The sequence below is a fragment of the Bacillus sp. FSL K6-2944 genome (genome assembly GCF_038005385.1).
In the GTDB taxonomy this organism is placed as follows: Bacteria; Bacillota; Bacilli; order Bacillales; family Bacillaceae_G; genus Bacillus_A; species Bacillus_A cereus.
In genome coordinates this window covers 1-14,166 of sequence record NZ_JBBOTE010000008.1, presented here as the reverse complement: position 1 = coordinate 14,166, position 14,166 = coordinate 1, and the positions used below count along the sequence as shown (strand labels likewise).

Here is a 14,166-nt window from a genome sequence, read left to right as displayed (position 1 = left end):
TTTTTGTTTTGTTCTGTATACAAATTATACTCACTCATTTTTTATATTAAAATAGAAAATATGTTAATAATCCTATAACACTTATAACACTTCCGACAATCAGTAGTAGACTAAAAATACCTAATAGTAAATAGAATAAAAAATAAAAGCCAATTGCTACAAAAGCTATAATTAATATGAGCCCCATCACTTGTAAAATTATAGTTTTCAGTAAAAATAATACAAAAAATATCACTCCACAAAAAAATGCATAATACCCTAAAGACTTCAAATTTTTTAACCATTGTTTGTGTTTAATTACTGATGATTCCATATAAATTCACCTCTTTTTATCAAAAATACAAAATGGAGCACCTAAAAAATAAGCACTCCATGTTGTATTTATACGTATTATTGTCTTTTGGCTTCTTTTGATTTTTCCCACTTGGGTGTTATACTGTTGATTTCCTTTAAATCTAATTTTTCGGTAGGAATTAAATCTATAATTGAACCTTTGAATACACAATGCGTTTTATCATCTGTCTGTACATAAATCATATAAGGATCACGTCCATCAATAATTCCGCTTAATGTTTTCCCGTTTTGAAATACGAATTTACAGGGCATTTTACAATGATCTAAGTACTGTAGTATAGCATCAAATTTCAAAAACATCTTCATTCCCCCCATATTTTTTATAACTTTTTCATGCTTAGAATATAGAGTTCTGATCCACATCATCAAAAATATCATTTTCTTTTTTTAATTCACCTGATTTTTTATTATCTTGTTTATTTTGTTCTTGCTCAATAGGCTTGTGTTCATTTAAATTTGGATGTGGAACTTCCATTTTTGAACTTTGACTCTCATTTATTTCACTTGCAGTTTCTGACGTAACTTCTCTTTTCTTTTCTAAGATATCATAAGAATTGTTACTAATATAAGCTTTATTTTCTGTCACTAAATCTTTAATCATTTTTAAATCATGATAAAATTCATCTTTTAGAAACAGTGAGCGATGCATTTGCTCTTGGATATCAAAGGCTTTTACATCCCGTATGCCGTATTCCCTTGTAAAAAAATGCACCAGTGCAATTAATGAATCGTTTATATTATCTTGTGCTTCATACCATTTCCAAAAACTTCCATCTTCTATTTTCTTTAATTTCCATCCATATTGTTCCGGTCTTTTTTTCACTTGTTTCACCTATCCTTAACGAGCTAAAACTTCATTAACGAGTACATCCATACCTTCAATGTTCATGTCGATTGCATATTTTTCTGGAATCCATAATAATTCTAATTTATTCAATTTACAGAAGGTAGCTAGTTCGTCATATAAATCTTCTTTAAACCCAACTGAACCGCCACCGTACACCGCAATGACTTGAGCTTCGCTTGCCGTATTTTCTTTATATTTATTTTTAATATCTTGTAATATATTTTCAGCTTGAACAAATCGAGTTTCATAAAAGAATGATTTCGCTTCTGTATGGAAATTATGTTCCTTATTCTGAAGCATCTCACTAAATTGTTGTCTTGTTATTTCACCTATACCTGGTTTATCACCCTTTAATAATCCAATAGCTTCTTTGATCGCATGACCTACACCTCGTTTTTCCCCTGTGCAAGCATCACTTCTCGGATTAACAGCATCTGTGTAAATATATTCTGTAGTACCATCACCAATATCTACGTGTAAGATTTTTTTTCTTGAAAAGACTTCTTCAGTTAGTAAACCTGCTATTTTCTCTTTAGAATATTTGAGCTCCTTTTCGCAAAAGTCAACATATTTCTCAAACATCCCTAAATCCTTTTCACGAATAGCTTTTAACATTAAATATAGTGGTGGAATTCCTTCGCGAGTTACTTTTACATCATTAAATTTAATTGTTACGCTTACTTTCGTTTCGGCAACATCAACAATCGCAATATGCGCTCCATTCTTTGTTTCAGCTTGTGTTTCATCCGTCTTCTTTTGTTTATTTAAAAAACGATCTCTTAAAACTCGGGAACGCTCAGGAGTCCATTCACTCGCTGGAATGGCAGTAATTAAATCTACTGTTACATTTAAAATTTCAGGTAGTTCCTTATTGTCTGCAAATGCTTTTTGAATCGCTTTGGCAGCAATAATACTGATTGTATGAACGATTGGTAAATCATCTATATATTTACCCCCTTCACTAATATCCATTGATTTTACATCTTTTCCGAAATTCATTGCTCTTTCACCAACTAAAAATTGACCACTTCGTTTAATTGAAGAACTTGTAATATGTACATTCAATTCATCTAGTAAGTTAGCAACACATTTTTCAATGTTTGTTTCACTAGGAGCAATCGGAGTGAATAGCCTTTTATATACACTTTGTACTTTTTCCACTTCATTATCTACCTTAAACTTCACTTTATTATTTCCGATATCTGCTTTTAGATAAAAATGCATATTCATTTAACAACATCTCCCTCTTTATATTTAAAATACCTTTATGGCACCTATTCAATACCTTCAAAATACCTCTTAACTACATTATACAACTTAGGTACCTCGATTGCAATAACTTAATTATATTTTAGGTATCTTTTTTGTACCTGTTTTATTTGCTGTATATTCTTCGATTACAGAGTCACGATAAGAAGTGAGAAATGTACAATATTAATACCTATTAAGTATTAATATTGTACCTAAAAAATAAAAAATCTTCATCCTTAATTATGAGATACCTTATCGATTTTAAAAAGATACCTATTAGGTATCACTCTGAAGTTTCCTTTCCCTACATTAATTGATATAAAAAAAGAGGTAATTCTACCTGATTCTGCAAAGCTCGGTGTGCCTCGACAATGCTTTATATGAACAGGCTTATTTATTGTTTAGGCCTCGTATTCAGATAGCAAGGTCATGGAAGGTGATAAAGGGTGGTAAGAAGAAACAGAGTATATAGTACTTGGTGGGAAGTGAGAAGAATGTGGTGAGTGGTGGTGGATGACGCTGGGTGGTTCATAGTAAGAAGTGGTGATAGGTGGTGGAAATTTGGAAGAACTATTATCTGTAAGTGATCTTTCTATACAAACAGGTATATCTGAAACAAGTATCTATCGATACTTAAATGATTTTAACGAATTTATTGTGGTGAAAGGTGGTGGAAGAGGCAGAAAATATGAAAAATCAGTAATAAAGCTGTTAATACGTGCTAAATACCTGTTAGAAGAAGGACATACTAAGCAAGATGTTAGAAGAATATTAAAAATCGAATTCCCACGTGTAATAGAAATTGATGATACAGGATCAGAAGAATTAGCAACCGTAGCTTCCCTTATAACAACTGAAGATTTAAACAGATTTGAAGAAAAATTCTCTAATATGAACAAAGCTGTAGAAGTGTTAGTCCAAGTATTGCATGCGCAAAATAATGAGTTGCAAAGTATTAAACAGCAAAATTCATATTTACTTGAAGTCAATAAACAATTAATTGAACAGTTAAACAAACAAGAGACTAATGTTGAACAGAAGTTACATGAAATTGATATGAACGCTATGAAAAGAGATGAGAATCTACTAATTCAGATCCAAGAAACTTTAGAAACTAAAAAATTACCTAATCAACATAAGAATAAGTGGCTGACCAAGTTGTTTAAACGGTAATTATATTCTAACTTGAATACAAGAGAAATTAGGATTCTATAAAAACATATTGAACTTCCACCAAGTGATTTATGCCATGAAAGTTTCTTTACTATGAGGGAAACCCTCATTCAAACTAACAGAGATGGCCTCAGAAGAGCGATTCTTATCCTCTGGGGTTGTCTTTGGACATTTGAAGGTTAGGAATAGGGAGTCAGGAAACAGGAATAATAGGCAAATCCAAGGGTGTGGCTACTTCTTTGAATAATAATCTTCGCTATAGTTTATTCAAAATGGTCAAACGTCCCTAAAAATTTCAAATGTAGTTACAAGGGGTTACAGGTTTCCCTGAAATTTTTAGGATACCTTAAAAATGATATTTTTTACTTTATTTTTAAAACTAAAATACACTAAGAATATAGGATACTCTTATTCATTAAATCTTGTTTTAAAAGAATTAAAAACATTAAATACATTAGGATTTATTTTGGGACCTTTGTCCCTACTCTAAGAAGGAGTTTGGGATTTCCCCTTATTTAATTCCTTATTTAATTCGTCATTTAATTCAGCTATGATTCTATGATAAAATTCACGTGTTTTTTTGCTGAAAGCATCTATAATACCTTAAATTTTAATAATAAGAATAATAGATTATGAAAATGAAAATTATGATTGCATGACAAAAAGCCTTTTGAGGTTCAATTTTTTCAACAAGGCTACATTCACTTTATTTGGTTGTAAATACAAGCTTTAAGAACTAGCAAACTAATAAACTTTATTTCTTAAAGCCCATCAGTTCTCGCATTAGACCAAATGGAATCGTACTCTGATATGGCTTTCCAAATTCCGTATTAGCAAGATACTCTTTTGCTTCACGATCTCGGCGCTCTCTCTTGGCAGTTATCTGTTGTGTGTAAATTTTTATGAAATGTGCAGGCGTGCTTTCTTGCGATTTGTTTCGTTCAAACCGCTGTACACAATCTTCAAAAGTCTTCCTTGCCTCCCCATCTATGTCTGGCGGCATACGCAATGCAATTGTATATGCATCTTTTTCAGTAATATTTGTATCTTTACTTAATATGTACATATAAAGTTTCTTCTGATCTTCACTCATCCATTCGTCCATCTGTAGGAATCTAAGTTCTAATTTTTCACCTTCTTTAGGATTCGTTTCTTGTTCCTCAACTTCTTCTTCAACAAGTTCGACAGGAGTGAATAAATCGAATCCATGACATGTAGAAACGGGAGCATCCTCCTTTTTATCTGTATCCTTATTTTTTTTCTTATCAATTTTTTTAGACAAAAACTCTGTAAATGTAGTAAAAACATCAATTGTTAATGCCCATTTTTGCTTAAAATACTCAATGATTTTCAAATAATTATTATGCAAGCTTAAAATGTAGATAGATGGCGCAATTTTATTATGACGTCTCGTTTTAATTTGATGACATACTTCCAGATCCTCTAGCCAATTCAGAATAAAGTTAATAACGGGTACAGAAATACCGGATTTTTTGCTAATTTGCTTTTGTCTCATTTGGGAATATCCCTCCTGGACAAGATAGGAAAGTACGACTTCCAATGCCTTATATCGGCGTGGGGTTTTTTCGAAGTATTCTTTTGTAGTTACGTTTTCCAAGTCTAAAAGAATGCTATCAATATCTTTAATTACATTTTTGACTGCTTGATTGATAGCTCCCGTTTTACACTTAGGAATACGATATAATTGATGGCTTAGTTCTCGTTTTGCTTTGCTTAGTAAAAAGTTAGTTACTAGCACAAAAAAACCTCCTATTTTTCCCACCCAACAAAAAGGTTAAAAACTAGAGGTTTTTATTCACAACATATTTAACATATGATATAATTTTATTGTGTTAAATATATTCGATTAAAACCCCTACTTTCTAGGATATTTTAATTGTTTCAGCGGCCAAACTGATTAGACAATTAAAATAGTGTTGAGGTAGGGTTTTTTACATTTATATGGTTACTTTAGTTACATGTATAATAATATAACTATTTTAATTTATTATCAATATTTATAGAAAAAACTATTTTATAAATGAGAATAATAAAAGCCTCTATTTTACTTAGAGGCTTTTATTTCATATTGGAGGTATTTTTTAAATTTTTTTAAATCAGAATATAATTTCGCCTGTTTATATTTTGTGTATTCCAAATAGTCATTTATCTCGTTTTGTATATCTTCTTGTTGATTAGCGGGTAATGTACGTATTTCTTCAACAAGATCGTTCATAATTGAAGCGCCTATATCAGTTTCAAGGTTAGTTTTGAAAAGTGGCGTTTTTATTTTTTCTGGAACGATTAAAGCTTCTTTATTTATAAGTAAATTTTCTGATTCAGGAATTTCATTAGACAATCCTAATAAAAAATCAGTACTAATATTAAATAATTTTGTTAAAGCAACTAAGACGCTATACGGAGGTTCAGCTCCTTTATGTTCCCAATTAGATATAGCAGTTTGCGAAACTGGGGTTCCAGTTATCTCACCTATTTTTTCTCCTAATTCCCGCATACTCCAACTACGATGCATACGTAACATTTTGACACGAGCTCCAAAAATTTTCAATTGTGCATCTCCCTTCTTTTTTGTTTTTAAATGGATTATAAATATTTTAAATGTATTTTTTGTTTAAAACAGTTGATTTAACCTTTAAAGTGAAATATAATTAGTTTTAGAAGGAGGTGTTTAGATGGCTTTAACTCAAGAACGTAAGGATAAAGGTCTTTCATTAAAACAAATTTCTCAAAAAATTAACATGAGTATTCAGGTCCTACATGCAATTGAAAGAGGTCGATCAGGTCTTAATGTAAAGCGTGCTAAGGCGATAGCTGCTTTATTCGATAAACCTATAGATTATTTTTTTGAACCCACCTACTATAAAATACGTAAATAATTATATTTCAACTTAAGGTTATATACATTTAAAAACAAAAAAGTATATTCTGGATAAAAAATATACTTATCTAAATTATAGTAAAAAATACTAACAATTCAAATGGAAATACTGATCTTTGACAATTAAACGCACACTAAGGAGCTATTACGATGCCAAAGCCATTTTATCGAAAGTCGTTTGCTGTTTTCATGAGCGTATGTATGTTGATAATGAGCTTTTTCTTGCCCATTCGACCTGCGAGCGCAGAAGTAATGAATCATCAGAAATATCAAATGGACTGGAGTTACAGCAATACCCTTGGCAAACCAATTCGAACAGAGTTGATTATGACTGCCAATAATGTCATTGCGTACTGTATGTCGTTAGGGCTCAAAAGTCCATCAGGGAATGATCTCCCAGAGAATGGGAAGACGGATGATGTGGTGTACCGTGTCTTGCTAAACGGATATCCACAAAAAACGCCTGAACAGTTAGGCTTATCAACTTGGGAAGAATCGCATTATGCCACACAGTTGGCAGTATGGAACGCCCAGGGGTCATTAGACGTGAATGAGCTGACTCATGCGAATAAGAACGTTGAGAGAGCAGCTAAAGCAATCATTCAAGCGGCGAACGCATCTCAAGAAACACAAGATATGTATATGAATGTTGTCCCAGTGGAAAAACAAAAAGCTGAATTAGTCGGAGAATACTTCCAAACGAACTTATACACGGTAGAAACGAATGCGAAAGGTTCCTTCCATGTTCAGACAAACAATGCACCAAACGGTGTGAAAATTGTAAATGAAAATGGGGAAGCCAAAGATTCGTTCTCTGTTGGGGAAAAGTTTCGCCTGTTAATTCCAAAAAACAACAAAACTGGAGAATTTTCACTTAAAGTGATTTCAAATTTAAGTAAGCTTCAAGCAGTTGCATTCAAAGGAACAGACGTTATCCAAGATGCAACTGTCGTGTTAGAACGTAGTGAAGAAAAAGTATCCGCTGATTTCATGGTGAATTGGGAATCCAAAGGCTCTCTACTTGTTAAGAAGATAGGAGAACAGGGTGAACCATTAGCTGGGGCGGTTTTTGATGTATTTAATGATGCTGGTGAGAAAGTGACTTCAATCACAACAGGAAATGATGGCGTTGCTCGCTTAAATGATTTACCAAGCGGACATACATACAAAGTAAAAGAAGTCAAAGCACCAGAAGGATACGTACTGTCAGGTGAAGAGAAAGTAATAGAGGTACAAACAGCTTCAGAAGCAACAGTGTCTGTTACGAACAAAAAAATTCGTGGCAATCTTTCTGTTTTGAAAACAGATGAAGAGAAAAAGCCATTACAAGGTGTAGAGTTTACTGTTTTTGACGGTAAAAAGGAAGTAGCAAAGGCTGTTACAGATCAAGCTGGTAAAGTAACATTCGAAAACTTACCATACAGCACTTCCTATTTCGTACAAGAAACAAAGGCACCACAAGGGTTTGTTCTTGATGATACAAAATACCCTTTCCAAATTACTGAGAACGGGAAGACTGTATCAAAGCATATCGTAAATAAACTGATTCTTGGGAAGATTTCGATTAGTAAGGTGGATGACGGAAAGAAACCAATGAAGGATGTTTCTTTCATCATTTACACTGCGAAAGGTGACAAAGAGGTTGCGAAAATCAAGACAAACAAAGATGGAATTGCAACGAGTGACGCATTGAAATATGGCGACTACTACTTCAAAGAAGCAACGCCAGAAGGCTATGTAAAAAATGATACAAAATATCCGTTTTCTATTACAGCGAATGGAAAAACGCTTCAGTTTGATGTTATGAATCGTCTCATCAAAGCGGATGTTCTGATCAAAAAGCAAGATGAAAATGGTATGCCGATTGAAGGTGTCGAGTTTACATTGTATGACCGTAACGATAAGGAAATCAAGAAAGTCTTGACTGGGAAAGATGGCAAGGCACACATTGAGAATTTAGAGTATGGTACATACTCCTTTAGAGAATCAAAAACGTTGCCACATCTAGTTTTGAACGATGCAAAGCACATCATCAAGATTCAGGAAAACGGTAAGAAATACGAGTATCTTGTAACAAACAAAATTGCAAAAGCGAACGTTCGTCTTGTGAAAGTAGATGAAGAGGACAAAAATAAGAAACTTGCACATGCTGTATACGAATTACAAGATGGATTAGGCAAGCTTGTAGGTGAGTACACAACGAATGAAAATGGTGAAATTGTAGTAGAAAACCTTCCGTTTGGAGACGGATACAAGTTCATTGAAAAGCAAGCACCTGCTGGTTATGTACTGAGTACAAAAGAAATCCCTTTCTCTGTGAAAAAAGATGGAGAAACGATTTCTCTTGAAGCAACGAATAAGAAAATCTACGGCTCAATTTACATCACGAAAGTGGATGTAGCTGACGGAAAGCTTCTTCCAAATGCGAAGTTTGAAATCTATCAAAATGAGAAAGTTGTCGTTTCAGGTGTGACAGACAGCAAGGGACTAGCGAAATTTGAGAGATTACCTGCTGGGAAGTATACGTACCGAGAAGTGGAAGCACCGAACGGATACAAAATCAATGAAACAATTTTTGAGTTTGAAATTAAAACAGATGGTGAGATTTTGAGACATAAGGTAGAAGACGAGAAAGTCCAAACACCAGAGCAACCAGTAAAACCCCAGCCATCTACACCAGAAAAGCCAACACCGGTGAAGGTACAACAAGTAACACAGGAACAACCAAAAGCATCACAGAAAGTGGAAGGGAAGCTCCCAGAGACTGGTGGTAAGGATACATCTTACTTACAGTGGATTGGGTTAGGTTTAGTTGCGGCGAGCCTTCTAGGGGCTGTCTACGCACTTAAAACACGTAAGAACACGAAATAATGAGAAATAGATAAAGGAAGAGGAGAAGATAGCATGTACAAATTAGAACAGCATTCAGCGTATTTCAGTGAAGAAGAAGGGGATCCATTCGCTTTCTTTCGAGGTTGTATATATGCGTCATTATTTGCTCTCCCCATTTGGGGGCTTCTCCTTTTCTTTTGTCTCACATGAAAGATGACATCTTCAGAGTAATACTCTTATTTGCTTCCCGTACTCAATCATTCTCACTGTAATGAGGTTATTACAAGACTATCAAAATACAAGGAGGAACTTGGTATGAAGAAAATAAGTGCTATAGAGGATGGAATGTATATTGGAAGAGCATCTACTCCTATATATCTTCCAATCCTAAAAGGGTTAGATGGATATGAACAAAAAAATACTGTGAAAATTGATATAAGGAAGGTTAAGGCTGGAAAGTGGAATCCACTAGAAGTGTTTGCTAGAGCGCATGCGGAGAAGATGGTAAAAGAGAGCTCGTTTTATCAATTAAATTCCCCAATCTTTTGGGAAGATGCCGTTGTAAATTTCATCACAGGAAGTATGTTGTATCTCAATATTTTGCCCAAGGACGAGGAACAGGAAGTGAAACCTGCTGACTTACAGATTTTTTTACAAGAATTAGAAAGAAACCCCTATGTTCTTTCTCACATTATGGGAGTTTTAAATCAAAATCATCCAGCCTATCAGTTGCTGAAGTGTTCTGAAGAAGATATTTCAGAATACGCAACAATTAGTCTTGCTTGTAGCGTCGTACATGAGTATTACGAGCGGACAGAAGAAAGGCGAGAATGTGTCTAAACTAGCTCCTATGTGTGTGTTTAGTTGAAGTAGACAAATTAAAAACATTTTATCTTGCAAAGGAGACGATAGACATGGGAAAAGAGCAAAGACTTGCATTCTATGATATATCGTCGTCATGTGCACAAAGTGTCAAAACATTCGATGGCAAAGTTTATCAGTTAAAAGGAGCGGTAGCAGTAGAAAACACAACAGGAAATATTGAGAGGGTTGCAGAGATCTATTACCGTGTCCGTTCAGTCATGGATGAAAAACAAAAGATAATTGCCAAGAGAAGAAACCAGAAGGATGAATTGACAACCGTGTGCCAGCGACGGAAATAAGATGATTTTCGAGAAAAAACAAGCGGTTTTGGAGTGTGCTGAGATAGATAGATTTATCCGATGATAATGGAAAAACCAACAATTTCGTAACTATTTTTATAGACGTTCAAAACGAAAGTTTTTCCTTATCAGAGCACAATTGTCCTTTGAAAACTTTACATGCGTGCCTCCCTTCGAAACGGTCACTAGAAGGGTTGGGTATACGATTGATTTATTGTTCGGTGTGTGTGTACGTAAAACACACCTGTGGCCATGGGAAAATACGTTGTGTTTATAATCTGTTTGCGTGAGTAATCGTGAGGAATCTCCTGTATTGATATTCTAAAGAAGCGATGAAAATATAAAACAGTAGATACATAAGGTTCTGCGTACATGCCAAAACGTTGTGCAGTATTGGGCTTAGCAGTCGTTCGGGAGGGAACCAGCTATGCATGCCAATATAGGGTTTACCATATCAGCCATAAATGGTAATATTTCATTCTTTTCCCAATATTCTTGCTATAATAATAACCAGATGTGGAGAAAAGATCTGAACTCTCAGTAGACTCCAAAATCGCTTGTTTAATAATATAGGGAGGTCAAATTATGACTCGAAAATCAAAACTCATTGCCGTTATTGTTGCATTGGTTGCTGTTCTAGGGATTGGTTCTACACTGGTATTTTCTAATAGTAAAGATGGGGTAAAAGGAAATGGAGAATTCATTAAAGCAAGTCATCAAGATGTAGTGAATATTAAGAAAAACAAAGAAACAAAATTTGTATATTCCTATGGTAAAGAAGTAGAAAAACGTGAACAAGATAGACTTAAATTGTACGAAACACGAATGAAGAACGTTATGAAGGATTTAGGTGTAAATGTTAATACCTATGAAAGATTAGTATGGAGTTACAGAAATGATGCAACAGTTATGGTAGATGTAAATACTGACGAAAAAATTGAAGGAATTGCATTACAAGCAACTAAAATGTTTCAGGGCGGAAACGCAGTTAAGTTTTTTTATAAAGGAAACGAAGTTGGAGAAGTTAAAATTGATCAATCTGATACAACTAACAAAGGACTTCAATCTTTTCAGAGAGAATTTGAAAGTTTTGTTAAGGACATGAAAAAAAATTATGATGTTTAAACAAATATTGAAAGGCGGTGTGATAGATTGCCTATTTCAACTGTTACACAAAAAGATTTAAAAAAATCAAGAGACCTAGTAGAAAAGTTACTGAAGGTCAAAGGAGAAAGCTATCAAAATTGGTTACATGCACAACATCAACAGTTCATTGAAGGAAATCAAGAATTAATCTTAGAAGCGCTCACTCTATTTGTAGAAGAAGAGAAAGGACCTAGCAGGGTACCTGAAAGTACGGGTACACTTTCTCAGTCAAATGAAGTTATATAACACAAATATAAGGAGAGTGTAAGAGATGTTTAAATTAAACAACTTGATTTTAGGTGCCGGAGATGGAATGTCTAGTTTAGTTAGCACAGGTGAAGCAGTTTTAACCTGGGCACAACGTTTAGGAATCATTAGTGCAGCTATCGCATTTTGTATCGGTGGTTACTATCTCATCTGGGGTGGAGAAAGAGGAAGACACCAGAGTAAAGGTTGGTTTATTGGTTCAGCTGTAGGATTAATCATTGTAATGGGTGCAAAAGGATTGGCAGAGGGTATTAATAGTAATATCAAGTTTGGATCTATCTTGTTCTTTTGGATGTGAAGATACAATAAAATACGTTTTGGTAAAGAAGCTATGCACTTGTATAGCTTCTTTTTATATGCCATAAAGCATTAGAAAGGAGAGGGGGAAATTACTTATGTTAGAGGTCATGTTTACCAAAAGCGCAACACCAGAAATTAAAAGCTTTCAAAAGATGTCTTTACTGGATGCTTGTAAGATTACGTACCGACTGGAACAAGAGTTGCAGGAACAACAAAATATTATTCATGTAGATTTTCATATTTTAGATCAAAACAGTGAAGAGATGTATGCAGGGACATTGTCCCTGGGTTCTGGTTATGCTTCTCATTTGTATGAACATGTAGAGAATAAACTTTCTTCTATGGAAATGGATGAAGATCAAGAGAAGCAAAAAGAAGCACTTTTACAACTCATGAAACAAGATACCAAAGAATTTTTACAAGAGATTGCTCCACCGGAAGAAATAGAAGAGCCAGAAGAGAAAACAAGGGTGAAAGGGGAACAACAAGCCAAAGCAAATCTTCCTTTAGAAGAAGGAAAAGGAAACAAAAAACATCTGTTTCAAATGATTGGCGGAGCAATTGGAGGAATCGTAATAGGAGCTGCGAGTGTGTTTTCTTTGTATGCTGTACCATCTAAGCCAGTTGAAGCAACAACTCAACCAAATACGCATTTAGTTAAAGGACTTCAACAAGCTTCGATTCAGCAATATCCAAAGGCAATTCAAGAATTTGAGCAGTTGGATTATAAAGAACTAGATAAGGAGAGTCAAAAAGCAGTTTTATTCTCTTACTTATTAAGCGGAAAAGCAAATAAGGCCTTACAGTATGAACCGAAATTTGCTGAAAGCGTTGTGAGCTACTATGTAGCCATTGATAATTTGAAAAAAATAAATGAGATTCAAGTCAAAAATGATGTGATTGACTTTGAAAAAGCAGTATTGGCAAAAAAAGATGAAGTGGTTGTTCGCTTGAAAGATAAAGTGAGTATGGATGGTCGCCGGGAGCAATCCATTGTAGATGCGTATTTGAGACTTAAAAAATATGAAGATTGCTTTACTTTTGCGAAGGCACAAGGCAATAAGAATGTGATGAAACAAGTTAAAGAAGTAGAAAAGAAAGAAGTGGAGCAATCAACGATACCAGATGAAGAGAAAAAGAAGAAAATTGAAAGTATTGATAAAGTATTGAAGGAAATCTGAGGGAGGAAATAAAATGCCAATCGATTATAAAAATGTCTTAAAAAAGATGGGGCTTACGGTTACAGCGACTTCTTTATCTGTAGGGCTTTTATCGGGATGTAGCTTATTTGGTTCGGAACAAAGTAAGAAGACGGATAAAAAAGTAGAAAATGAGAAAAAGAAACAAGAAGAAAAGAAAAAACCGGAAAAATTACAAGAAAAGGATTTTGCTTCTTTAAAAGAAAATGCTGTGAAGAGTCAGGAGTCTAACCAAAATGTTGCGTTTGTATTAGATCATATGAAAAAGCAACATTTTGATACAAAAGATAAACAAATTACAAGCCATATCAAAAGTTCAGATGAAGCTACATCTCGTGTGGTGGCTATGTTAGACCAGGAATTATCAAAATCGAGTCATTTAAACACAGATGATGTTGCGATTGTTGCATCGAATAGTGTTCCAACAGAAACGAAAGATAATCAACTTGTATTTGGAAATATAAAAGATACAACAGTAGCTAGCATCGGAGATGTGATACCTCAAGAAAATGTGAAACCACCTGTTGTAGAGGAGAAACCTTCTATTCCGCCAGTAGATGGAGGGGATAAGCCAAAACCGCCAGTAGATCCACCAACAGATGGAGGAGATAAGCCAAAGCCGCCAGTAGACCCGCCAACAGATGGGGGAGATAAGCCAAAACCACCAGTAGATCCGCCAACAGATGGGGGAGATAAGCCAAAACCACCAGTAGATCCGCCAACAGATGGGGGAGA

At 34.4% G+C, this 14,166-nt stretch carries 16 protein-coding genes; 10 read left to right on the top strand and 6 right to left on the bottom strand.

All coding sequences use genetic code 11. The annotated features are described in order from the left end of the window. Nucleotides 1–46: 46 nt before the first annotated feature. From MHH55_RS34205 to MHH55_RS34190, 4 genes are all read right to left on the bottom strand, one after another. Complete coding sequence (locus MHH55_RS34205; RefSeq protein WP_100910786.1) at nucleotides 47–313, bottom strand: hypothetical protein; 267 nt, start codon at nucleotides 311–313, stop codon at nucleotides 47–49. Nucleotides 314–390: 77 nt separating this feature from the next. Further along, complete coding sequence (locus MHH55_RS34200; RefSeq protein WP_100910787.1) at nucleotides 391–654, bottom strand: RNA chaperone Hfq; 264 nt, start codon at nucleotides 652–654, stop codon at nucleotides 391–393. A 37-nt stretch (nucleotides 655–691) separates the two neighbouring features. Then, on the bottom strand, nucleotides 692–1,177 hold the full coding sequence (locus MHH55_RS34195; protein ID WP_100910788.1) for a hypothetical protein: 486 nt from the start codon (nucleotides 1,175–1,177) through the stop codon (nucleotides 692–694). Between the two features lie 15 nt (nucleotides 1,178–1,192). Then, a complete protein-coding gene (locus MHH55_RS34190; protein WP_100910789.1) occupies nucleotides 1,193–2,431 on the bottom strand; it encodes a ParM/StbA family protein in 1,239 nt (412 codons plus the stop codon). 582 nt (nucleotides 2,432–3,013) lie between these two features. Between MHH55_RS34190 and MHH55_RS34185 the strand changes: the two genes are divergently transcribed. Further along, entirely contained in the window at nucleotides 3,014–3,625 is a 612-nt protein-coding gene (locus MHH55_RS34185) for a MerR family transcriptional regulator (protein ID WP_100910790.1), read from the top strand. A 754-nt stretch (nucleotides 3,626–4,379) separates the two neighbouring features. On the opposite strand, the gene MHH55_RS34180 is transcribed toward MHH55_RS34185, so the two are convergent. Further along, on the bottom strand, nucleotides 4,380–5,384 hold the full coding sequence (locus tag MHH55_RS34180; RefSeq protein ID WP_100910791.1) for a Replicase RepFR55: 1,005 nt from the start codon (nucleotides 5,382–5,384) through the stop codon (nucleotides 4,380–4,382). A gap of 306 nt (nucleotides 5,385–5,690) precedes the next feature. Further along, nucleotides 5,691–6,194, bottom strand: coding sequence for a helix-turn-helix domain-containing protein (locus MHH55_RS34175; protein WP_100910792.1), 504 nt, complete (start codon nucleotides 6,192–6,194; stop codon nucleotides 5,691–5,693). Nucleotides 6,195–6,318: 124 nt separating this feature from the next. On the opposite strand from MHH55_RS34175, the gene MHH55_RS34170 reads away from it, so the two are divergent. The 9 genes from MHH55_RS34170 to MHH55_RS34130 form a co-directional block, all read left to right on the top strand. Continuing rightward, nucleotides 6,319–6,522 carry a helix-turn-helix domain-containing protein gene (locus tag MHH55_RS34170; protein WP_100910793.1) on the top strand — a complete coding sequence of 68 codons (204 nt, stop codon included), beginning with the start codon at nucleotides 6,319–6,321 and terminating at the stop codon, nucleotides 6,520–6,522. Between the two features lie 152 nt (nucleotides 6,523–6,674). Further along, nucleotides 6,675–9,395 carry a SpaA isopeptide-forming pilin-related protein gene (locus MHH55_RS34165; protein WP_100910794.1) on the top strand — a complete coding sequence of 907 codons (2,721 nt, stop codon included), beginning with the start codon at nucleotides 6,675–6,677 and terminating at the stop codon, nucleotides 9,393–9,395. 276 nt (nucleotides 9,396–9,671) lie between these two features. Then, on the top strand, nucleotides 9,672–10,196 hold the full coding sequence (locus tag MHH55_RS34160; RefSeq protein WP_100910795.1) for a hypothetical protein: 525 nt from the start codon (nucleotides 9,672–9,674) through the stop codon (nucleotides 10,194–10,196). Nucleotides 10,197–10,270: 74 nt separating this feature from the next. After that, nucleotides 10,271–10,519, top strand: a complete 249-nt coding sequence (locus MHH55_RS34155) for a hypothetical protein (protein WP_006097592.1) — start codon at nucleotides 10,271–10,273, stop codon at nucleotides 10,517–10,519. Between the two features lie 585 nt (nucleotides 10,520–11,104). Then, a complete protein-coding gene (locus MHH55_RS34150; RefSeq protein ID WP_100910796.1) occupies nucleotides 11,105–11,644 on the top strand; it encodes a hypothetical protein in 540 nt (179 codons plus the stop codon). A gap of 27 nt (nucleotides 11,645–11,671) precedes the next feature. Then, nucleotides 11,672–11,911, top strand: coding sequence for a hypothetical protein (locus tag MHH55_RS34145; protein WP_100910797.1), 240 nt, complete (start codon nucleotides 11,672–11,674; stop codon nucleotides 11,909–11,911). A gap of 25 nt (nucleotides 11,912–11,936) precedes the next feature. Continuing rightward, on the top strand, nucleotides 11,937–12,230 hold the full coding sequence (locus MHH55_RS34140; RefSeq protein WP_002187987.1) for a hypothetical protein: 294 nt from the start codon (nucleotides 11,937–11,939) through the stop codon (nucleotides 12,228–12,230). 97 nt (nucleotides 12,231–12,327) lie between these two features. Further along, nucleotides 12,328–13,413, top strand: a complete 1,086-nt coding sequence (locus MHH55_RS34135) for an LPD25 domain-containing protein (RefSeq protein ID WP_100910798.1) — start codon at nucleotides 12,328–12,330, stop codon at nucleotides 13,411–13,413. A 13-nt stretch (nucleotides 13,414–13,426) separates the two neighbouring features. After that, the coding region (locus tag MHH55_RS34130) for a hemagglutinin (protein ID WP_340882490.1) at nucleotides 13,427–14,166 on the top strand (740 nt) is incomplete at its 3' end.